General features: G+C 67.8%; 24 protein-coding genes. 7 read left to right on the top strand and 17 right to left on the bottom strand.

Annotation, left to right across the window (positions count from 1 at the left end; genetic code table 11):
- Positions 1 to 40: 40 nt before the first annotated feature.
- Positions 41 to 241 (top strand): hypothetical protein, encoded by a 201-nt coding sequence (locus BLW32_RS14475; RefSeq protein ID WP_068739981.1) that lies wholly within the window; start codon positions 41 to 43, stop codon positions 239 to 241.
- A gap of 71 nt (positions 242 to 312) precedes the next feature.
- On the opposite strand, the gene BLW32_RS27605 is transcribed toward BLW32_RS14475, so the two are convergent.
- The 3 genes from BLW32_RS27605 to BLW32_RS14465 all read right to left on the bottom strand — a co-directional run bounded on the left by BLW32_RS27605 (position 313) and on the right by BLW32_RS14465 (position 1,127).
- Positions 313 to 483, bottom strand: a complete 171-nt coding sequence (locus BLW32_RS27605; RefSeq protein WP_156486369.1) for a hypothetical protein — start codon at positions 481 to 483, stop codon at positions 313 to 315.
- Positions 484 to 494: 11 nt separating this feature from the next.
- Positions 495 to 758 carry a hypothetical protein gene (locus BLW32_RS14470; protein ID WP_068739979.1) on the bottom strand — a complete coding sequence of 88 codons (264 nt, stop codon included), beginning with the start codon at positions 756 to 758 and terminating at the stop codon, positions 495 to 497.
- Between the two features lie 90 nt (positions 759 to 848).
- Entirely contained in the window at positions 849 to 1,127 is a 279-nt protein-coding gene (locus BLW32_RS14465) for a helix-turn-helix domain-containing protein (RefSeq protein WP_068739978.1), read from the bottom strand.
- 1,108 nt (positions 1,128 to 2,235) lie between these two features.
- On the opposite strand from BLW32_RS14465, the gene BLW32_RS14460 reads away from it, so the two are divergent.
- The 3 genes from BLW32_RS14460 to BLW32_RS14450 all read left to right on the top strand — a co-directional run bounded on the left by BLW32_RS14460 (position 2,236) and on the right by BLW32_RS14450 (position 6,986).
- Positions 2,236 to 4,068, top strand: a complete 1,833-nt coding sequence (locus BLW32_RS14460) for a hypothetical protein (protein ID WP_068739976.1) — start codon at positions 2,236 to 2,238, stop codon at positions 4,066 to 4,068.
- A gap of 276 nt (positions 4,069 to 4,344) precedes the next feature.
- The gene (locus BLW32_RS14455) at positions 4,345 to 5,895 is read left to right on the top strand and encodes an FtsK/SpoIIIE domain-containing protein (protein WP_068739974.1); all 1,551 of its coding nucleotides are present in this window, start codon (positions 4,345 to 4,347) and stop codon (positions 5,893 to 5,895) included.
- Positions 5,896 to 5,981: 86 nt separating this feature from the next.
- A complete protein-coding gene (locus tag BLW32_RS14450; RefSeq protein ID WP_068739972.1) occupies positions 5,982 to 6,986 on the top strand; it encodes a helix-turn-helix domain-containing protein in 1,005 nt (334 codons plus the stop codon).
- A 24-nt stretch (positions 6,987 to 7,010) separates the two neighbouring features.
- On the opposite strand, the gene BLW32_RS14445 is transcribed toward BLW32_RS14450, so the two are convergent.
- A complete protein-coding gene (locus tag BLW32_RS14445; RefSeq protein ID WP_068739971.1) occupies positions 7,011 to 8,231 on the bottom strand; it encodes an AAA family ATPase in 1,221 nt (406 codons plus the stop codon).
- Positions 8,232 to 8,473: 242 nt separating this feature from the next.
- On the opposite strand from BLW32_RS14445, the gene BLW32_RS14440 reads away from it, so the two are divergent.
- Positions 8,474 to 9,079, top strand: a complete 606-nt coding sequence (locus BLW32_RS14440; RefSeq protein WP_068739968.1) for a hypothetical protein — start codon at positions 8,474 to 8,476, stop codon at positions 9,077 to 9,079.
- A gap of 54 nt (positions 9,080 to 9,133) precedes the next feature.
- Here BLW32_RS14440 and BLW32_RS14435 read toward each other — a convergent pair whose 3' ends face one another.
- Together BLW32_RS14435 and BLW32_RS14430 are read right to left on the bottom strand one after the other, a co-directional pair.
- Complete coding sequence (locus tag BLW32_RS14435) at positions 9,134 to 9,658, bottom strand: hypothetical protein (RefSeq protein ID WP_068739967.1); 525 nt, start codon at positions 9,656 to 9,658, stop codon at positions 9,134 to 9,136.
- A gap of 130 nt (positions 9,659 to 9,788) precedes the next feature.
- Positions 9,789 to 11,237, bottom strand: coding sequence for a hypothetical protein (locus tag BLW32_RS14430; RefSeq protein ID WP_068739965.1), 1,449 nt, complete (start codon positions 11,235 to 11,237; stop codon positions 9,789 to 9,791).
- Between the two features lie 237 nt (positions 11,238 to 11,474).
- Between BLW32_RS14430 and istA the strand changes: the two genes are divergently transcribed.
- Positions 11,475 to 13,232, top strand: a complete 1,758-nt coding sequence (istA, locus tag BLW32_RS14425; RefSeq protein ID WP_231703188.1) for an IS21 family transposase — start codon at positions 11,475 to 11,477, stop codon at positions 13,230 to 13,232.
- A complete protein-coding gene (gene istB, locus BLW32_RS14420; RefSeq protein WP_068526535.1) occupies positions 13,229 to 14,056 on the top strand; it encodes an IS21-like element helper ATPase IstB in 828 nt (275 codons plus the stop codon). The genes istA and istB overlap by 4 nt, the downstream gene beginning before the upstream one ends.
- Here the strand turns inward: istB and BLW32_RS27105 are convergent.
- The 11 genes from BLW32_RS27105 to BLW32_RS14375 all read right to left on the bottom strand — a co-directional run bounded on the left by BLW32_RS27105 (position 14,053) and on the right by BLW32_RS14375 (position 19,406).
- A complete protein-coding gene (locus BLW32_RS27105; RefSeq protein ID WP_133298647.1) occupies positions 14,053 to 14,304 on the bottom strand; it encodes a hypothetical protein in 252 nt (83 codons plus the stop codon). The genes istB and BLW32_RS27105 overlap by 4 nt on opposite strands.
- Before the next feature lie 291 nt (positions 14,305 to 14,595).
- Positions 14,596 to 14,919 (bottom strand): hypothetical protein, encoded by a 324-nt coding sequence (locus BLW32_RS14415; RefSeq protein ID WP_068741683.1) that lies wholly within the window; start codon positions 14,917 to 14,919, stop codon positions 14,596 to 14,598.
- Between the two features lie 19 nt (positions 14,920 to 14,938).
- On the bottom strand, positions 14,939 to 15,181 hold the full coding sequence (locus BLW32_RS14410) for a hypothetical protein (protein ID WP_139286175.1): 243 nt from the start codon (positions 15,179 to 15,181) through the stop codon (positions 14,939 to 14,941).
- The gene (locus BLW32_RS27600; RefSeq protein ID WP_156486405.1) at positions 15,178 to 15,351 is read right to left on the bottom strand and encodes a hypothetical protein; all 174 of its coding nucleotides are present in this window, start codon (positions 15,349 to 15,351) and stop codon (positions 15,178 to 15,180) included. Before BLW32_RS27600 ends, BLW32_RS14410 begins: the two co-directional genes overlap by 4 nt.
- The gene (locus tag BLW32_RS14405) at positions 15,348 to 15,941 is read right to left on the bottom strand and encodes a hypothetical protein (protein WP_068741685.1); all 594 of its coding nucleotides are present in this window, start codon (positions 15,939 to 15,941) and stop codon (positions 15,348 to 15,350) included. Before BLW32_RS14405 ends, BLW32_RS27600 begins: the two co-directional genes overlap by 4 nt.
- Complete coding sequence (locus BLW32_RS14400) at positions 15,941 to 16,519, bottom strand: hypothetical protein (protein WP_068741686.1); 579 nt, start codon at positions 16,517 to 16,519, stop codon at positions 15,941 to 15,943. The genes BLW32_RS14405 and BLW32_RS14400 overlap by 1 nt, the downstream gene beginning before the upstream one ends.
- Positions 16,519 to 17,124: a hypothetical protein gene (locus BLW32_RS14395; RefSeq protein WP_068741687.1), complete on the bottom strand. Its 606-nt coding sequence runs from the start codon at positions 17,122 to 17,124 to the stop codon at positions 16,519 to 16,521. The genes BLW32_RS14400 and BLW32_RS14395 overlap by 1 nt, the downstream gene beginning before the upstream one ends.
- Complete coding sequence (locus BLW32_RS14390; RefSeq protein ID WP_068741688.1) at positions 17,121 to 17,495, bottom strand: hypothetical protein; 375 nt, start codon at positions 17,493 to 17,495, stop codon at positions 17,121 to 17,123. The genes BLW32_RS14395 and BLW32_RS14390 overlap by 4 nt, the downstream gene beginning before the upstream one ends.
- Before the next feature lie 3 nt (positions 17,496 to 17,498).
- Complete coding sequence (locus BLW32_RS14385; protein ID WP_068741689.1) at positions 17,499 to 18,071, bottom strand: hypothetical protein; 573 nt, start codon at positions 18,069 to 18,071, stop codon at positions 17,499 to 17,501.
- Entirely contained in the window at positions 18,068 to 18,538 is a 471-nt protein-coding gene (locus tag BLW32_RS14380; protein WP_068741690.1) for a hypothetical protein, read from the bottom strand. The genes BLW32_RS14385 and BLW32_RS14380 overlap by 4 nt, the downstream gene beginning before the upstream one ends.
- Positions 18,539 to 18,668: 130 nt before the next feature.
- Positions 18,669 to 19,406, bottom strand: coding sequence for a hypothetical protein (locus tag BLW32_RS14375; RefSeq protein WP_068741691.1), 738 nt, complete (start codon positions 19,404 to 19,406; stop codon positions 18,669 to 18,671).
- Positions 19,407 to 19,471 lie beyond the last annotated feature (65 nt).

Here is a 19,471-nt window from a genome sequence, read left to right as displayed (position 1 = left end):
CTCCGTGACGAGCTTCATTCGAATGAGGAAGGGATGGCGAGTGCCTGACCACAAGATCACTGTGACCGTGAGCGGCAACTTCACTCTCGAGCAGGCGCGAGAGGCGCTCGGCGAGTGCCTGTTCGGCGACGAGTTGTTCAAGCAGATGCCGACTGTCCCTGCTAGCGCCGCCGAGTACGTCGGGATGGTGTTGGACGAGTACACCGGCGACAAGTACGCGTCGATCGACATGCTGGACTGAAGCGGCGCCCGGACCCGCAACAGAAGAACGCCCCTGCTCCGGTGATGGTGCAGGGGCGTTCTTCTGTTCGGTCAGTCCATCGCCATCGCGTCGACCCACTCGTCGGGGTCCATGCCGTCGATCGTGAGCCAGTCGGGTGGCGAGAAGACGATGCCGTCGCGCGACAGCACCAGCCCGGCGTCGCGGGCCCGGGCGAGGATCCGGTCGACTTCTCCGTTGAGCTCTGGAGGGAGCGTGCTCATGGCAGGGCTCCTCAGTCCAGTGCGGGCAGGCCGAGATCGGCGGGAGTGATGTGCGTGCTCTCGCCGGTCTCCGGGCAGTGCACGTAGAGCATGTCCAGTCCCGGGATGCCGTTCCAGTCCTTGAAGACTGCGCTGACCTCGGCTGTGAAGCCTGGCGCGATCAAGAGCGTCCCATCGGAGTCTTGATCAGCGGCGGGGTCGTACGGCGGCTGGTCGGCCCGGAAGACGTGCGTGGTTCCCACGAGGGGGTGGCCTTCGATGCGGGTGTTGAGCACGGGGTCTCCTTCGAGAGGGGTGAGCTTGCCCCGTGCAGGATCGCCGGCGCCTCGAGGATGCTTCGTACGCGGCGCGGGCGTACCCGTCCGTCAGGGTTGCAGCCCGATGCTCTTCCGGTCCGCGCGGTTACCCAACATCGCACCCATCAGTTGGCCGGCCGGCACGCCGAACGCGGTGGCAAGGGCTGCGAGCTCGGGGACGCGTAGTGGGCGATCTCCACGCTCGATTCGCGAGTAGATCCGGACTTCGATCCCCGAATGCTCGGCGATCTCGCTCTGGTGGAGTCCCAGCAGTTCGCGCATTTCTCTGACCGTTCGTCCGACGGTCTCATCCTCGAGATCGTACTTGCGCTGGGGGTGGATGGGCATGGCGTCCTCTCACAACTGCGGCCTCCCCAAAGTGGAGAAGCGTCCTGGCGCTCGTCAGGCCCGGGATTTCGGGACCGCGCCGGTCAACGGTACGTCTTCGCGCGCGTGGAAGTACAGCCGACGGGCCCAGGGGATCCGCGATTTAGGGAGTCGAACCGGTGGCGAGGGCGGTCAGGGATGGCGCCGGCGCTCCGCGCGGTTCGGTGCGTCAGGAACCTCACGCCACCTGCGGGAACAGGCTCAATCGACGGATTTGCAAGCTTCGAACAGCGAATCGTGTCCGATTTGACCTGTTCTGGCGCCGGCGGTGCGAAGACTCGGCGGAATCGTCCCGGTCTCGACAGAGATGTTCCCCTTCTGACCTGCGAAATCTGACAACAAAGCAACATCTTCTCGTGGCACGTCGCACGTTCCGGAACCGTCGCGCCACAGGGGGGACCCTCTGCGGGAGCCTGTGAAACAACTTCGAGATCCGTAGAACGTTCAAGATCGCCAGTGTGAATCTCCGCGGGCGGGTGTGCTCGAGCAGCTATATGCGGGAAACCTTTTTATTAGCAAGAGTAAAGATAGGTATCTAGCAGCAGCGACTCGAATTGTCGCGCGGATCGAGTCGAGCTGGTTGCGATAGACGAAATCGGACATGTGTGCAGTCCGGCGGAGGGGCCCCCATCTGACGCGACGGCCGTGAATTCGTGCAGTTGAGCGTGGTTTCCGTCTTCTCGTTGTCAGTTTTCGCAGGTCAACGAGGGAACTTCCGTGTAGGTCGCGGGATGATTGCGCCGGAGTCTCGGAGCTCACGTACCCGTTCCCGGAGTATCGAATGGATAATCGAATCGGCTTCGCAGATGCGAACGCGACTTGCAAGCTTCGCGAGGCTGTGTACAGGTGGCTTTCCGGCTCGCCTGGGCATCCGTGTGTGCGCCTCGTAGCGTTGATCGCACAGCGCCAGACCACGGCGCCCGGCCTCCGGAACATGACCCTCGCCCCGCCCGGCGACGGCCCCGGAAGCAGAGCCGGTTGAAGGTTCCTCGCGGATCGGTCGCACTCGACACGCCTTCCGGCGGCCGGGGGCGGACGGTCGCGCACACGGAAAGGTGGTGACCGGCCCATGAGCCGCACCCCGAAGATCACCCGCGCCGCTCGGCGCATCCGCGACACCTACTCGATCCCGCTGACGGCGGCCAAGTCCATCGCCCAGGCGCTCAACGCCCGGGGCTGGCTCGACGGCGACCACGAGGACGCGATCCGCTACACCGTCGACGTCGCGCTGGCGCGTGGCGGGCGGATCACTCTCGCCGAAGCCGAGGCCTGCCTCGTCCGAGCCAGCGCGATCGGCACGCTGGTTCCGCAGGAGCTGATGCTCGGACGCGGCGGCTCCGGCAAGCCGGTCTACGTGGACCTGTCTGCGGCCGCCGATCCGGTCACCCTCACTGGCCGCCCCGGTGTCGGCAAGGTGAACATGCCGCTCACCTCCGCGCTGCACACGATCGAGCACTACCCGCTCGCGCAGGTGTACTTCTTCTCCGAGACCGGCAGCCGACCGGACCCGGTGCCGGATCGCCTGCACATCTACGATGCGTCCACCGGAACGGACGCCGCAGCGGAGTACGTCCGCGACGTGACCGCGGAGATCGCCCGCCGCGAGGCGCTGGTGAACGAGGACCCCTCGCTGTTGCGCCACCAGCCGCTGCTGCAGCTGATCGCGCCGATCGAGCTGCTGAAGAAGATCGACGACTTCGGATCCCCGCGCGCCGGAGTCATGCCGTCGGGGTACGCCAGCGACCTCGCGCTCGACCCCGGCACGAAGTGGTTCGCAGACATCGCGCCCGCAGAGCCGGCGAAGCTGGCGGATCTCGAGGACTCCGAGGAGCTCCTCCTCCGCGTGGAAGAGATCGTGCGCGGCGAGCGCAGCTCCAGGATGCACACCGTCCCGGACGCGCATGACAGCCCGGCGCCGCACTGGCTCGCGGACCAGATCCCTCCCCAGCCGAACGGCGCGGCGGAGTACCGGCGCCTGATCCTGGGGCGGTCCGCCGGCGACAGTTCGACTCCGCACGCGATGGTCGTGGGGCCGTCGCCCAAGACCTCGGGGCGATCGGCCGCCGCCGCGAAGGCGATGCTGGACCACTACCCTGACGCGACCGTGATCTACCTCGGGCGGGTGGACGAGGCGGACGCCGAGCTGCTCGTCGGTGCCGACACCTTCGACGTGCGAGACGGCGAACTCACGTACAGGCTCTTCTTCGACCTCCTCGACGAGCTCGTCGGCGACGGCAACGAGGCCCTGAAGGAGGGTGGGAGCCCTCCGCTCGCGCTGGCCATCATCGGGCCGGAGGCGAACCTCCCGAAGTACCTCGCCGCGTACCCCGAGCGCGCCGACCGGACGCGGGCCGTCATCGCACGCGCGGCCAACGGGTGGAGTGCCGGTGTGCGCCTCTGGGTCGAGGTGCCGACGTACGACACGATCGGCATCGCCGAGCGCGAGGAATCGGAGACGAACTTCTCGCTCCGGGTCTCCCTGGGGGAGCTCGATCACGAATCCGTGTCGGAGCTCTTCCCTGCCAGCGGTGTCGAGAACAAGTCCCGGGACCCCCTCCAGCCGGAGACCGACCACCACGTCGAGGTCGCCGCCGACGGCACGCTCACGTTCTCGTGCACCGCACCGGTCGGTGCTTCCTGCCGCGAGGTCTGCGCGAACGGCTGCGAGGAGTACCACGCCGCGGACTGCGACCGCACCATGATCGACGGCGGCGAGTGCGCCGGTCTGCTCTGGCTGAACGGATCGGGCACCGAGCTCCAGGCGTACACCGGTGAGCTCACCGACCGCCGCGTGTGGGTGTCCGGGCCGATCGAGGCGTGGTGGGACGACTACCAGGAGATGTTCCTGTGGCGGTTCGCCGGCGAGGAGGGCGACGAACCGAGTCTCGATCTCGGCTTCTAGCGCGGACACGCAACGGCCCCAGTACCAGTTTCAGGTGCCGGGGCGGGTGCTGAATCGGTTCGTGTCGCGTGCCGGTGATCCGGTGCCGGGGGTGCGACAGTTCGGCCAGCGCCGGACCGCGGCGCCCCGCCCCGGACACCGGCACGTCGACCGCCCCATGACGAGCCGCCGGATCAGAGCGGGTCGAAGGTCGTTGTAGCGATCGGTCGCGAGTAACCCCGCCTCTCCGGCGGCCGGGGGCGGCCGGTCGCACAACGGAAAGGTGGTGACCGGGCCATGACCCGCACCTCGAACATCGGCGACGTCGCACGCCGGATCCGCGACCAGTACAAGATCCCGCTCACCGCGGGAAAGTCCATCGCCCGCGCACTAGCTGCCACCGGCGCGCTGGACCTCGCGCTGGGCAGCCACCCGATGCAGCGTGCCGTCAACGTCGCGCGGGAACACGGCGGGAAGATCACCCTCGAACAGGCCACCGCGGCGGTCGGCGTCTTCCTCCAGGACGGCAAGGGCCTGGACTACTCCCAGTACTCGGGTGACCTGGACTGCCAGGCCACCGTGGAGTTCATCCAGCACACCTTCGAGCACATCACTCACCGGTATTCGCTGCGGTCCAGCCCGGAGCAGATCGCCGCGCAGTGGAAGGCCAACTGCGACGTGGAGCCGCGCCTGACGCTGGGCCAGTTCCAGGCCTCGCTCGGAGAGCGCCTCGCCCTCACCGGGTCCCCTGGCACCGGCAAGAGCTACGCCCTGCAGAACATGCTCCTGACCCTGTGCTCCGACCACGGGCCCGACCAGGTGCAGCTGCTGATCGGAGAGTCGTGGCTGCCGGCGATCGGCCACCACCTGGCGCACCTGCCCCACACCATCCGCGCCTTCGACCACATGGAGGACGACCCGGAACCGTTCCTGCGCAAGCTCCGCTACGAGCTCGCCAAGCGACGCAAGCTGTGGCGCCTGCACCGCGACCAGGGCGACGACAGGTACGAGAAGCTGCCCGCCTTGCTCGTGGTTCTCGACGGCTTCACGGACACCGACGCGCTGCGCAAGGACGTGTTCCGAGTGCTCGACAACATCCGCGGTTACTGGGATGACACCAGCGTCCTGATGACCCAACACCGTGAGGGAGCGCGCCAGCTGCGAGGTGCTCCCCGGCACTGGCTGCACTTCGGCGACCACGCCAGCTGGATGGATCAGACTCTGCGGGAACAGCTCGGGCATCCGCAGCTCAGGTACTTCGCACGAGACTCCGACGCCAGCCACGTGGCGATCCACACCGCCCGCGCTCGCAGCGCGTTCCCGTCCACCGCACCGGCGGTCTCACGGGTCGTCGACAGCCCCCGGTTCGACGACACCTTCGCGACCGCCATGGCCGCCGGCATCCGTGCGGCCGGTGACGTGAATGATCCCCACGCGGTGCCACCGACCCCGCGGCCGGAGATCCACGGTCCCGAGCAGTACGGGGAGGACCGGGTGCCGCGGGGCGCACACATCCACGACGTGCTCTTCCCGGGCCTGGCGGTGCGCACCGTCATCGGGACCGCGAACGATCCGCAGGTGACCATCGAGGAGATGGACCTCCCCGCTCTGCTGCCCGAGCACGCTCCGGGCGACGACGCGCTGGTCGTGGTCTGGCTCAAAGAGCGGGTCTACCAGCCGAACTGGGAAGACCGCGTGTGGGTGCGCGCCCACGCGGCGGGTGCCGTCGACCCGGCGGCGGTGAAGAAGGCAGTTCGTGAGGCGCAGATCGGTGTCCGGCATCCAGACACCGATCGCGAGTCTGCGCTGTGGGAAGAACTGAAGGGCCAGATCCGCGGCTTGAGATGACCTCTCCAACTCGCTGAGGTGGGCATATTGAGCTGCGAACTTGACGTATCGCGTCAAGTGATTGACGCGATGTGTACAGTTGAGGCATGAACGCGGCACAGTCGAATCTCTCCGAGGTCATCGACCAGCTCCGCCCCGCGGACACGTCACGGGCGGAGCTGGCGGCCCAGCTCGGCGTTACGCCGCAGACGCTCAGCCGCTGGACGGACCGGATGCCGCCGCCGGAGACCGTGCGCAAGCTCGCTGGAGTGCTGGGTGCGCCCTACAGCGTGGTGCTCGCCGCGGCGCTACGCAGCGGCGGATACGTCGAAACCCGCGCGGACCTCCTTGAGGGGCAGCAGGTCACCGTGGTGTCGCGGGACCCCGACTGCGCTGAGCTTGAGGACGCCAACGAGGGCGTAACAGCCGCGGCTTTTGTCGACGAGGCCAAGGCTCAGGAATGGGCACGAGTTCGCGGTGCTCTCGACCTCATCGACGGCGGGTACGGGACCCGTGAGGTTTCCGTCAGTGAGGTCACCGTTGGTCAGGTGAGATCGCCGGAGTTCGCGGAGGTCTTCACGGCGCGATGGGACCACGCCTCGGACGTGATCACGGTCGGAGAGCCGTACGTGCTCCCCGAAGTGCCTACGCGGCTGGCGCAGTCCGAGGACGGCGCAGGTGCGGTGGATGTGAATGAGCTGCGCTCGAACGGCAAGGTGTTCGAGGGCCGTGTCGACGCGCTCGATCCCGCCGCCGCGCGGGTCGCGCTCGGAGCAGCGATCGCTCGCTTGCGTAGCGAGGGAAAGCTGCTGGGGCCGGCCGAAGCAACGGGCCTGCAGTTCACGGATCGGATCGCCCACGTAGGGAGCCGTGTGATGTACGACGCGACCCGAGACTCGGGGGAGCCTGCGCCGGAGCTCACGCCCGCACTTCAGGCACTGCTGAAGAAGCTGGAGAAGGCCCCGTACGAGCTGGGCGGGCACGACGGTCAGGACCTCAGCGGACTCGCGAGGCGCCAGATTTCGTACGTCTGGGGCGGTGGAGGGGCGGTGGATGCGACCTCGGGGCCGGACCCGATCGTCTCGCGAACGTTGGACGACGAGAGGAGGTAGCTCACTGGCGCGCGGACGCGGTGATCAGAGGGCGAAGCGCCCTCGTGTGTTCACCGCCGGCAGCAGCTCGAGCCGCGCGACCTTGTACTTGGCGTACTCCTCGGGCGCGTCCCCGAGGTCGACCCGTCCGTCTCCGGACCGCGCGCTCTTGAGGAGCTCCTGCTCCCACTCGGACAGGCCCTCCAGGCCGCGCTGGCCGTACCCGAAGTCGAGCTCGGTCTTCTGGATGTCATGGCCGTCGAGCGCCAGGACGCCGGTGCGGTCGTTGAGCACGACGTCCGACGGGGCGAACGTAACGCCGAGCTCCTCAGGGGACATCCCCTTCTTGGTCGCCGGAAGGTCGACCCACAGAAGCTGCTCCTGTGCGAAGAGGTCGACCTCGAGGCTCTTCTGCTTCAGCGTGGTGCCGTCGGCGAGGTACAGCGTGACGTCGAAGACGAGATCGACGGTGTCGCGGATGTTCAGGTCCGCAACCAGCTCGGAGACGGCGGCATCGGGCCCGGCGATGGTGATCTCGGTCGCGATCGCGCGAAGGTGGTCGTAGTTCAACCGGGCCCGGTAGGCGAACGAGACCACATCGGAGACCTGCTTCGCCGAGGCGCCTGCGGCCTCATTGGTGATGTAGTCCCGCACCGCCTGAGTGTCGGGATAGTCGAAGGAGATCAAGTAGTGCAGCCGCCCCGGCCTGTTCAACAGGTACTGGCTCAGCTTCAGTGTGTCGTTGACCGTGAGGATGTAGAGCCGCTTGGTCGAGTCGGTCCCGTCGAACAGGGTGAGGAACTGTGCCTGCTGGTCGCCGTTGTCGTCGGAGCGGGGGAAGTTCTTCTCGAACTCGTCGAAGACGATCACGACCTCCCCGAGGGAGCCGAGGAAGTCCGACAGGCCCGGAGTGGCGTGGTTGACCAGGATGACGGGCAGCTGGAACTGGTCGCGGGCCTGGCGGGCCAGCTCGACGGTGGTGGACGACTTGCCGATGCCCTTGTCGCCTTCGAACAGCACGCCGAGTGCGCGAGTGCTGTGCTCGTACGTCCGCAGCACCTTGGCGATCGTGGCGTCGCGGCGGCCGTAGACCCGGTAGGTCGGTGGCTGGAGGTCGGGCAGCGTCACGATGCTGTAGCCGGCGAGCTGGCTGAAGGTGAGCGTGTATGTACCGGGCTGCAGCTCCTGGGGAGCTGCGTGTGCGGAGGTGACGCGGTACGTGCCACCACCGTGGTCCAGCACCGTGGTCGGCGTGCTTACGGCCATGTGCAGCGTTCTCCAATCACTCGAAGTCTCTAAAATAGAGAGTAGAGCAAGTGGGATCGCTGGGCAACACGGTCGTCACAAGGCATCGCGGGCGTGCGGCCTCGTTCTGGACCACCGTCCGGCGGACTCCCGCCTGCGCCATGTCGCCGGCCTATCGGCAGAATCGTGTCCGTGAGCGATGACGTGAAGAACCAGCATCTCGCGGCCGACGATCCAGCGCGCAACCGCTGTGGAAGTGAGACGTGGTGAAGGGGCGCCTGGCGTTCGCGGCGGTCGGAGTCGCTGGCGCGGGGATCGGCTTCGTGCTCGGGTGGCTGATCACCGGGCGCTACGCGGCCGCCAACGTAGCCGCGGCGGGGACCTGGGTGGGCGCCTTCGCGACGATCACCACCATCCTGTGGGCCATCCACTCCTTCCGCGCCGACACCGAGGCCAAGCGGCGCGAGCGACTGGAAGCCGAGGAACTGTCGGCACAGGGTGTGCGGTACCGGCTCCTGGGCGGTGGTGGCCATGGGGTGGACGGCGAACTGACGATGACCTCCGTTACTGTGCGCATGACCAACGAGAGCACGGAGTTCGTCAGTTGGAACGGGATCGGTATCGAAGGTGTGAGTCCACGGACAGGATTGCCGCAGGTGGACGTCATGGCTCCGGGTACGACGCAGGTGGTCCAGATTCAGACGGACCCGTTCGTTGCTCCGGAGGACCAGTTCAGCGGCCGGCCGCTCGAACGTAAGTCGCGCCTGCACTTCCGGGTCGCCGGGGCCGCGTGGGTCCGTGACGGCGAAGAGGACCCGGTGCGGGGCGCCGAGGCTGGTCCTCTCCCGTGGTTTACCGGGACTTCCTGAGGTAGCCGAGGACCGTCTCACGCCGGCAGCGGCTCGTTCGCTCGCGGTGCCGGTCTACTCGGCGCGTCCCACCAGCTGGCGGAACCCGCTCCAGAGACGTGAACGGAGGTTGGGCTCCACAGCCTGAAGTCGGCCAGCCGTGTCCCGCGACCACTGCCGCCCGCTCGCGTCGACGAATTCGAGTCGAATCTCGACCTCTTCGGGGCGCATCGAGCGGTCGGGAATCTCGAAGCGATACTTCGACGTGCTGCCTGGGCGAAGGACTGGCGCCTCGTCTTCGGTTGGGACGGGCACGACAGCGAAGGTAGGGAGTTTCGCGCCGAGCTCGCGAACGTCGATGACGACGTTCGCGTACATGATCGGGAGCTCGGAGTGGTTGAAGACGGACCCTCGGATGACCGCGATGCTGTCGTCGACCGGGTCCCGCGCCGTGGTCACCGTGAAGGTCACAGACGACGATTGCTCTCGGCGTCGATCCGCCTGGTTGATCTGCAAAATGCGGTATCCGAGGAGCAACGAACCGCCGGTCAGAAAGGATCCGACCCACTGGCCGACCGTTCCCCACTCTATCGAGAACACGGTGGGTAGCCGATTGCCTGGGGCATCATCCACGTCCTCCTGCAGCGTCAGCGCGGTCTTCTTCGGTGACAGCGTAGAGGGCGATCACCGGCCCGTGACGTTCGCCCCAGGTGGAGCCGACCGCGGCCTCTCACGCGGCCTGAGCGGTGACACCCTCCAGTCCCCAGGTGTGCGTAGCGCGCCGAACACCAACCCCCAGCAGAGCCTCGAGCACGGTGCGCACGCCCTCGAGGCCGACACACTCGAGCGCGGGTCGATTGCTCCGCCCGAGGAGCTGCGTCAGCTCGAAGACGGGATGGCCAGCCTCATCGGCGCAGACGCGGATGTGGCCGTTGAGGAGGATCTTCTCCTGACGGCCCGCGACGGGGGAGTGCAGCGCGAACAGCACTGATCGCTCGAGCTCCTGGGTATAGGTGCCGATGCAGTTCCCCATAGCCGCGCCCCACTCCCGCAGCTGCTCTCCTGAGGCGGCGATCTCGAGCCGCATGCCGGCGAACGCGGCCGGCTCGAGATCATTGAGCTGCGCCTTCAGGTGCTGTGCGGCGGTGATCGCCGCAGCGTCACGACGACGCTGTTCCAGGCGAAGCTGTTCCGCCCGTACCTCCCGCTCAGCCTTCTGCCGCTCGCTCTCGATCCGAAGCCGTTCCGCCCGCGCCGCCTGATCGGCCATGGCGGCCTCCAACAGAGTCGGGTCAGTCCGCCAGGTCTCCCAGTCGATGACCGGCAGGCCGCGCAGCTGGCGGTCGTAGTTGAACTCCTCGAGCATCTGCGACGCCTCGCGCTCCTTCAAGCGGGCTTCGGCCGCGGCGACGCGGCGGGGCGTCCAAAGGAGCGACTTCGGCTGGTCGAGGCGCAGCGCAAGCACGAGGTCGTGCAGATCCCCGGGCGTGCGCACGTTCCGGGCGCCTCGCGCTTCGATCAGCGCGGGAAGGCGCTCGAGGTCGATCCGTAGCTCCTTGCGCGAGCGGACCGCCCGGGCGGCGTCCAGCAGGGCGTGTTGGTGCTGGCCGTACGGCGCCGCGATGACGCGCCGGAGCACCGAGGCAGGGGTGCGCACGAGGATCTGCCGGACGGTGCGCATCTCCGATGACGCGGCCCGCAGGTACACCTCGGTGTGCTCTCGAGGTATCGAGCCGAGGGCCTCGAGGATCCGCTCGGGGTCGACCAGGCCGCGGTAGAGGGAGAACCAGGACAACATCCCCGCTCCGTGGCGAACCACCTCCCGCGCGAGCGGCTTGCGGTAGGCGCGCCGGCCGAAGAGGTTCTGCGCGACCTGGCGTGCGTCGCGGGCATCGAGCCACGGGTCCTGGACGAAGGCCTGAGCGTTCGAGATCACGTCGAGGTTCGCGGTGAAGCCATCGGAATCCGATGACGCGAGCAGCGGGAATCGTTCGCAGAGTCGCGGTCGGGGCCCGAGCAGGTCGTTGATCCGGTCGCGGAGCTCCTCGCTCTCCGTCCGGGGGACGCCCGAGAGCGGGACGCCCCGGCGGTCGATCGCCTGGTGCGCGTTGAGTGATCCGTCGTCCCACAGCCGGTCGCACTGCGTGTAGACGCCGCCGGTGCTGCGGCGAATGAGCAAGCCGCGCGCGGTTCGGTGATACGCAGTGACGGAAGCGTTCTCCCAGTACGTGGCGATCTTGCCTGAAGCGCGTCGGACTGCCTGGCGGTGGCTATGACAGCTTGAAGAGGCCCCGGCTCGACGGCTAGACCTGGCCCCGTTTGCGACTCGCCGGTGGTGTTGCGACGGTTTGATCTGGCCCCACCTGATGGTTGCTCGTGAACATCGTTTCCGAGCCGAAGCAGGTGGTGGCCAATGATGGGATCGAAGGTGGAGCTGTTCGCGCAGATCCGGCGGGACGCCCGGGTCGAGGGCATGAGTATCCGGGCGTTGGCTCGCAAGCATGGCGTGCACCGGAGGACGGTGCGGCAGGCGTTGTCATCGGCGGAGCCGCCGCCGCGGAAGACGCCGGAGCGGTCGTCGCCGCGGTTGGACCGGTTCAAGGCGGCGATTGATGAGATGTTGCGGTCGGATCTGGATGCTCCGCGTAAGCAGCGGCACACCGCGACGCGGATCCGGGAACGCCTGGCGATCGAGCACGATGCGGTCGAGTTGTCGTATTCGACGGTGCGGGACTACGTGCGGGTCCGGCGGGCGCAGATCGAGGTGGAGGCCGGCCGCCGGACGGAGGTGTTCATCGCCCAGGACCACGCCCCGGGCGCGGAGGCGGAGGTCGACTTCGGCGAGGTCTGGGTGATCCTGGGCGGGGTGAAGACCAAGTGCCACATGTTCGTCTACCGGCTCTCGCACTCGGGCAAGGCCATTCACCGGGTCTATCCGACCGGCGGGCAGGAAGCGTTCCTCGAAGGGCACGTCGAGGCGTTCCGCGAGCTCGGCGGGGTCCCGACCCGGCATATCCGCTACGACAATCTCACCTCGGCGGTGGTCGCGGTCCTGCAGGGCGGAGACCGGCGGCGACAGGAGAACCCGCGGTGGACGTTGTTTCACTCGCACTACGGATTCGATCCGTTCTACTGCCAGCCCGGCATCGCCGGGGCGCACGAGAAGGGCGGCGTTGAAGGCGAGGTCGGATGGTTCCGCCGCAACCGGCTGACCCCAATGCCGCAGGTCGAGTCCCTCGATGAGCTCAACGAGCAGATCAAAGCCTGGGAGGACCGCGACGAGGGCCGCCGGATCGACGGACGACTGCGCACCATCGGCCAGGACTACGAGCACGACCGAGCAGCGCTCGCGCCGCTGCCGGTGGAGGATTTCGACCCGGGCCTGATCCTCACACCACGGGTCGATCGGTCGGCGATGATCACCGTTCGGATGGTGAAGTATTCGGTGCCGGCGCACCTGATCGGCCGCCGAGTCCGCGTCTCACTACAAGCCTCCCAGCTGCTGGTCTACGACGGCCGGACCCTGGTCGCGCGGCATCCACGGGTCGCCGGCCGCGGCACCGCGAAGATCGACCTCGACCACTACCTCGAGGTGCTCAAGTTCAAACCCGGTGCCCTGCCGGGATCAACGGCGTTGGCGCAGGCCCGCGCTGCCGGGGTGTTCACCGCCAGCCATGATGCGTTCTGGGCCGCCGCCCGACGAGTCAACGGCGACACCGACGGCACCAGCGAGCTGATCGACGTCCTGCTGCTGCACCGCAGCCTGCCCGCCGCGGCGGTGATCGCCGGCATCGATGCTGCATTGCGGGTCGGGGCGGTGAGCGCCGAGGTCGTCGCCGTTGAGGCTCGCCGCGCCGAAGCCCGCCTGCTCGCGCACGCCTCGGTCGCTGCCGACCAGACAGGTGGGGCCAACGCTGGCCGTCATCTCGATCGCCATGCCGAACGACGCGAGCAACGAGTTGTCAGCCTCACCCAACGACGGCTCGCAGACCCCGCGGCGGTGATCGCCGGCCTGCCACCCGACCGGCGACCGCTGCCCAGCGTTACGGCCTACGACCGCCTGCTCCCGCAGCACCGGCGACGCACTGCCTCCGACGCGCTACCTGCGTCGCTGGACCCACCACCGATTGAGTCGCTGGACCCACCACCGATTGAAAGGCCCACCCGGCTATGACCGCAACCGCCAATAAGAACCAGACGAATGCGCTGGCCCCGTCGTTGCGCCGCCGGGGCGGCCTCACCGAAGAAGCCGCCCTCGCCGCCGTTGACCAGGCCTGCCGGCGCCTACGCCTGCCGACAGTGCGGTCGATGATCGACCAGCACCTCACCGCCGCCGCCAAGCAGCAATTGTCCTACCAGGGGTTCCTCGCCGAACTCCTGCTCGCCGAAGTCGACGACCGGGACCGCCGCTCCACTGTTCGCCGCGTCAAAGCCGCGGGGTTCCCGCGGGAGAAGTGGCTGGCGGACTTCGACTTCGACGCCAACCCCGACATCGAACCCGCCACCATCCACCAGCTCGCCACCGGCGACTGGATCCGCCACGGACTGCCGCTCTGCCTCATCGGCGACTCCGGAACCGGCAAATCCCATCTGCTGATCGGATTGGGAACCGCTGCCGCCGAGCAAGGCTTTAGAGTCCGCTACACCCTCGCCACCAAACTAGTGAACGAGCTGGTCGAGGCCGCTGACGAGAAGCAGCTCGCGAAGACCATCAACCGCTACGGCCGCGTTGACCTGCTCATCATCGACGAGCTCGGCTACATGGAACTCGATCGCCGCGGCGCCGAACTGCTCTTCCAAGTCCTCACCGAACGCGAAGAGAAGAACAGCGTCGCGATCGCTTCCAACCAGTCCTTCTCCGGCTGGACAGACACCTTCACCGACCCACGACTCTGCGCCGCGATCGTCGACCGGCTCACCTACCGCGGCACCATCATCGAAACCGGCACTCACAGCTACCGCCTGGCTCACACCGAAGCAGCAGCTACCGCGGGCTAAGCGCGGCGTTCGTCCTTGACTACCGACAGATGCCGGCGCAAGGCCCGGTTCTGGTGAGTGACATAAACCACGGTCCACCGGGTCGTCAGGTTCGGCAGTGGCTCCCCGTCTTTAATCTTCACCCGGACCGATACCTGATCACCGAGCTGATCATCACGCGCGATCACGAACTCGGCATACGCACGCACCGACTCGCGATCCCAACCAGTCGGCGCAACCACACTGCGCACCCGCGGCCGCCCATCCACACCCCGGACTCTAGCGGCTCAGGGCCCCACTCAGGTGGGGCCGAATGAAACCGCCCTACCGGGGCCAGATCAACTTGACATAGCCATGGCGGCGTCCCTGTGCAAGCGTCACGGTGATGCCGCCGCCTGCCCCGTTGAACGCGGCAACGCGCGTGCATCCGCCGATGTTGATGGGGGAGAGTGTTGGCGTTGTCGACAGCATCTCTGCGAGGTCGGCATCCGTGGGACGCGCGGACACGGACGAGTAGAGCACCTGCGCGTCAGCCCCTCCGCTCGCGGTCCTTGTGCCGGTCACCGAGCGCCCTCCTCAGCGGCGGAAACGGACAGGCGGACGATCCGGCCGTGTCCTCGGCGCACCTCTTCTGCGGAGCCGTGCGGGAAGCTGATGTCGAAGATCCGCTCGTGCTGGATCATGACCGGCGGCTCGTTCTCGTGCCCGGTGCGCACCCAACCGAGGTGATCGCCCGTAGGGTCTTCGGTCACGGTGACCCGTGTGTTGAGGGCGGCGAAGTGAATCCGGTCCTCGGGGATGGCGACGTCGACTCCGGTGTACGGGGCACCTCCTCCGGATCCCTTGCGTGCGAATCCGGGCCAGGTCTTGGGTGCGTCGGTCATGGGTCTCCTTGTTCGATGCTCAGTACCCTGGGCGGGGCCCGGATGTGAAGTAGGTCCAGGCCTTCCACGCCTGGCGCGCGGCGCACGCCCTATCGGGGCTGCTGAACTCGTTGCATACGTTCGGACGCCCGACGTAGCTCGCCACCCACCCGTGCCCGAGTTCCCTCCGGACGTGGCCGATCCGCGCGTGGGTGGCGAGGTCGATGAGCGTTCCGTCCGCGGTGATGGCGTACGGCGGGTCGAGCTGCTCGGTCATCGTCACGCTCCGAGGTTCCCGGCGAGCTGGAACCCAGCCGCGGCGAAGAGGAGCAGCGCCCCGACGACGATCACTGCGGCCGGCCAACGCGCCTTCCCGTCGGCGAAGACGCCGGCGATCCCGCCGAACACCACGATGAACCCGATGATGACCAGGGTGTTTCCGACAGTGCTCATGCTGCAGCTTCCATCCGCGGCAGCGCGTGCACCAGACTGCGCAGGGCGTGCGCCCGCGCGACCGCGTCGACCCACTCGGGAGAGTTCACCGGTGCACGGCGGGCGGCGGCGCTCCACGGTGTCCGCGCCGAGCGCCAGCCCAGGTGCCGATCCTCACACGGAGTCCGTAGCGCCAGTGCGTGTTCGCTGCGGTAGGACGAAGCGAACAGCGCGCTGCTCGCCGCGCTGGGGATGGTCGAAGCGAGTGCATCCAGGCCGCCGGCGAGGGCGAAGGCGTACGCGTGCCGGCTGGTGACGAGATCGAGCTCCGCGTCGAGGAACCCGGTGACCATGCGGTCGGCACCGGCGGCGCGGTACTGGCGCTCGACTTCCTCGGCCAGGGCGAACTCGAACGCCCGCAGGGCGCCCGCGGTCGCGTGGGCGCCGCCGTCCCATCCGCTTGAGGCGTGCGCGTCCCAGAGGTGCAGGCAGATCGCGGTCCCCTGCGACTGGGAGGCGCGCCCGTTTCGGGTGCGGTTCCAGCGCGCGAGCATCGGCTCGCGGCCTACGGGGTCTGCGTCGAGGGAAATGACGGTGTCTGCGGTGATCATCAAGCTGCCCGTACCTTCGCCGCGTGCACGATCGCGATTCCGTACCCAACGAAGACCACTCCCGTGGCCGTCGCGGAAGCCGGATGCGCAGGATTGTGGGTGGTCAGCCACCAGCTCAGCCAGCCGCCGAATACGATCGCGATCACGCCGACGGCTCCCACGAGCGCAGACGGCACCGCCCGTACCAGCCGCCGGATGGGGAGCTGCTCACGCTTTCGTTCGGACCGTTCCCAAGCTCGAGCAGCGAGTTCCCCACCCCCCAAGGCGGCGAACATGAGCGCGAGCGTCCCGAGGAGTGGAAGAGCGCCGAGCACGAGCCCTGTGACTCCTTCGCCAGGACCGGAAGTCGCCTGGAAGAAGAACGCGAACGGCACGAGCGCGAGCGCTGCGACTGCTACTACGGCAGCCACGCTGTGGATCCACGCGATGGCGTTGCAGCGGGGAGACTTGATCATGGATTCCTCCTGGGATTCTCTGTCACTGCGATACTCGGTCGGGTTCGACTCGTGACCTGTGGCGCGCTCGATCTGCCGGCGCCGGTCGCGATTGTCCGGCGTCAGGTGCTTGGTGCGCCCCATCAGAAGGCTCCGATCGGCAGGAGCTCGATGCCGAGTCCGTCGCCGGCCGCAGCCGCGAGCACCACGTCGCGGACGGCGGTGTGGAGCTTGCCGAAGGCGTCGAACAATCCGAGCGACTCGATCACCTCGTGGGTGCCGGCGAAAAGTTGACGCTCCGGGTCGCGGGCCAGGTACACCAGCTCGACGAACGCGACCAGATTCGACTCGAGAAGATGCTCCATCACGACGTAGGTCGTCATGCGGATCGAAGCCGGCACGCCAGCGGCGGCGGAGCGGTACTCCGGCCGGTCCTGGGGCGCCTCGGAGTTCTGGGAAGACGACGTCGCCGGATCTGTGTCCGGCCCGGCCGGCAGTGCCCGCAGGGGTTCGACCACTTCGCCGTCGATCACGTCGTGGGACATCCGCCCCCGACGAGTGAACTCCTCAGCGTGTGCGTGGATGCGCGTGCTGTGCGACTTTCCGCCTCCTGCGTTGCCCGAGAACATCGCGTAGATGCCGGTCTTCCCGCTTCCACCCTTGAGCGTGAGGATGGGGATGTACGCGGGTAGGTTCTGGGCCGCGGGCAGATGCCGGATCGCTGGCAGGTTCTGCTCGTCGGAGCTCATCGCGTCCTCTCCTTCGAGGTCGCCCGCTCCATCACCGTGCCATCGGCGTTGAGCGCCCGGCCCGCCACGTAGCGGCCTTCGGCTGGCACCTGGTCGGCGGGCAGCCAGCGAATCGCGTGCACGTCGAAGTACGGCGGATCGTCGCACCCGAGGTCGCACTGATGCTCCGGGTAGCCGATGCGGAGGTAGAACCAGCCGTCGGGATCCGGTTCGGAGGTCCAGGTGTCGGCCGACTCGGCGAAGAACCGCGCGGTGTCACGCTCGCCGACCGGATCACGCAGCTCGTAGAGCCACGAGACCGGGCCGTCGACGGTGTCGGAGCGGCCGCGGCGAGCCTCGCGAACGAGAGCAGCGGAAGCGGGATTGATCACGCGTCAGTCCTCTCGCAGCAGGATTCGGGGGAGCTCGAGCAGCTCCTTCAGGTGTGCGTCGCACCGGTCGTGTTCTGCGATCTGCCCACGGAAGAGCTCCTCGTTGCCGTTCGGGTCGAGCTCGCCGACCGCGAGAGAGCCGTCCTCGACCGCGCCGTAGCCTCCCGGCTCGAGATAGCAGGACCTGCCCTCGAACAGAGCACGCACCGGCGCCAGATCCGGCCCGACATACTGACTGCGCTTCTCGCGACCCAAGCGCGGCATGGGACTGTTCCGGGGTGAGTGCAGCATCGGGGCCGCGCCAACGCGAGGGAGATTGGCGATCGCGAGGTCGCCGCGCTTGTCTCGACCGACGAGAACGGTGACGTACCCGTACTGTCCGGGCCCGTACACGCTCGAGGTGTGCCGGTAGACGTCCAGCCGGCCGAAGGCCTCGAGCTCATCCAGACGGACCTTGTCGAGCTGAGCTGCCATGCGCGGGGTCAGCTTCACGGATCCGGTGTCGAGCACTCGCACCGTCGCGGTGTGCTCGCCGACGCGGGCGGTGGTCTCTGAGATGGGGTTGTTGTCGGTCACGCTGCCGCCTCCTCGACCCACGATGCGTTGTCAGGTAGCTGATGTCGAAGGGCGTCGGGGATGGAACCCTGCTTCCAGACGTCGTTGCTGGCGCGGACCACGCCGGTCTCCAGGTCGCGCCACTGGAAGTGGCGTCCGCCGAATCCGACGAAGAGGTGGTGTTCGTGGACGGCCGGGTCAACGCCGAGGTAGCTGGCGACGAAGTGCTCGCCGTCCACCCGCAGCACGTATCCGCCGTCGGGAGTACGGTCGCCGGCCGCGTGCCATGCGAGCTTCTCGTCCCACGCCCGCGCGATGATCTCGAGGCGGGCGGCCAGTTCGATGCTCGCCGCCTTCTCGGTGAAGTGCCAGGACGTGGAGCAGCCTCCGTCGCCTGCGACGTGCGCAGCGAAGCGATAGCCGTCGCCGTAACCCTGGTCGTCGGGGTCGAGTGTGTAGACCCGCGTTTCCGGGTGTTCGGTGCACATCGCTTGCCTCCGGTCGAATCTCGCAGGTGCGCCGGCTACCTGTGCCACGCACACTCGTACTCTCTAAAATAGAGAGTAGAGCAAGGTGGCGAGATGCGCCAGTCGCGAAGGCGCCGGAGTGCCTACCGGGTCAGGCCGCGGGGTCGGCCTCTTCGCTGATCTCCGGGAACACTCCGTCGGCGAACGCCCGCAAGAACACCGTGTCCACGTCAGCGGGCGCGATCGAGACCGCAGACGTGGTCGAGCCGCCGGCCAGTGTGCGGGCGAGGATGGCTTCGTGTGCGCCGACGGTGAAGCTGTACCTCCCGGCGCCGTTGCCGTGCGGGCGTACCCACGAGAGCGTTATGCGCGTGCCCGCCGCCGATACCCGCGGGGGCGCCGCCCACGCGTTGTCGTCCAGGGCGCCCAGTACGCGAAGCGCTGCCCGGACCGCGGTGGTGCTCACAGCGTGAGCTCCCGCGATCACGGCGATCTGCGCGACCGTGTCCGCGATGTTCTCCAGCGGGGGCGTCTGCACGAGGCCGCGACGGGTGAGCTCGTCCGTGACCTGCGCTGCGGTGAGGCGGTGGGCCTGCATCGCGCCGGCCGCGGTGTCATGGACCCAGAACACGGCTGCGTCGGTGGCCAGCGCGCCGATCGCTTCCAGAGCCGCGGCGACCTTCGCAGTGTTGCGGAAGAGGCGACTACCCGGGACCAGATCGCGCGCCATGGCGCAGGATCCGTCACGCGTGAGGGCATCGACACACGATTGGACGCCGGCCGCGGTGGCGAGCTGCTCGGTGTCGAGCGTGTCGGCGACGGTGCGCATACGCACCTGCCCGGCGGCGTCGCGGGGGTGATCGACGTCGATGACGTGGACGTCGTACATGGGGTGCTCCTGTTCTCGTAGTCGCGCGTGAAGACACGCAGTCTCCAGACGACGACGAAGTGCCG

The sequence above is a fragment of the Tsukamurella tyrosinosolvens genome (assembly GCF_900104775.1).
Classification (GTDB): domain Bacteria; phylum Actinomycetota; class Actinomycetes; order Mycobacteriales; family Mycobacteriaceae; genus Tsukamurella; species Tsukamurella tyrosinosolvens.
This window is presented reverse-complemented; position numbering and strand designations above follow the sequence as displayed.

Bases quoted from the DNA above. Each gene is read 5' to 3' on its own strand.
- BLW32_RS27605 (WP_156486369.1), bottom strand. From the start codon at position 483: ATGAGCACGCTCCCTCCAGAGCTCAACGGAGAAGTCGACCGGATCCTC.
- BLW32_RS14465 (WP_068739978.1), bottom strand. From the start codon at position 1,127: ATGCCCATCCACCCCCAGCGCAAGTACGATCTCGAGGATGAGACCGTC.
- BLW32_RS14460 (WP_068739976.1), top strand. From the start codon at position 2,236: ATGAGCCGCACCCCGAAGATCACCCGCGCCGCTCGGCGCATCCGCGAC.
- BLW32_RS14455 (WP_068739974.1), top strand. From the start codon at position 4,345: ATGACCCGCACCTCGAACATCGGCGACGTCGCACGCCGGATCCGCGAC.
- BLW32_RS14450 (WP_068739972.1), top strand. From the start codon at position 5,982: ATGAACGCGGCACAGTCGAATCTCTCCGAGGTCATCGACCAGCTCCGC.
- BLW32_RS14445 (WP_068739971.1), bottom strand. From the start codon at position 8,231: ATGGCCGTAAGCACGCCGACCACGGTGCTGGACCACGGTGGTGGCACG.
- istA (WP_231703188.1), top strand. From the start codon at position 11,475: ATGGGATCGAAGGTGGAGCTGTTCGCGCAGATCCGGCGGGACGCCCGG.
- istB (WP_068526535.1), top strand. From the start codon at position 13,229: ATGACCGCAACCGCCAATAAGAACCAGACGAATGCGCTGGCCCCGTCG.
- BLW32_RS14415 (WP_068741683.1), bottom strand. From the start codon at position 14,919: ATGACCGACGCACCCAAGACCTGGCCCGGATTCGCACGCAAGGGATCC.
- BLW32_RS27600 (WP_156486405.1), bottom strand. From the start codon at position 15,351: ATGAGCACTGTCGGAAACACCCTGGTCATCATCGGGTTCATCGTGGTG.
- BLW32_RS14405 (WP_068741685.1), bottom strand. From the start codon at position 15,941: ATGATCACCGCAGACACCGTCATTTCCCTCGACGCAGACCCCGTAGGC.
- BLW32_RS14400 (WP_068741686.1), bottom strand. From the start codon at position 16,519: ATGGGGCGCACCAAGCACCTGACGCCGGACAATCGCGACCGGCGCCGG.
- BLW32_RS14395 (WP_068741687.1), bottom strand. From the start codon at position 17,124: ATGAGCTCCGACGAGCAGAACCTGCCAGCGATCCGGCATCTGCCCGCG.
- BLW32_RS14380 (WP_068741690.1), bottom strand. From the start codon at position 18,538: ATGTGCACCGAACACCCGGAAACGCGGGTCTACACACTCGACCCCGAC.
- BLW32_RS14375 (WP_068741691.1), bottom strand. From the start codon at position 19,406: ATGTACGACGTCCACGTCATCGACGTCGATCACCCCCGCGACGCCGCC.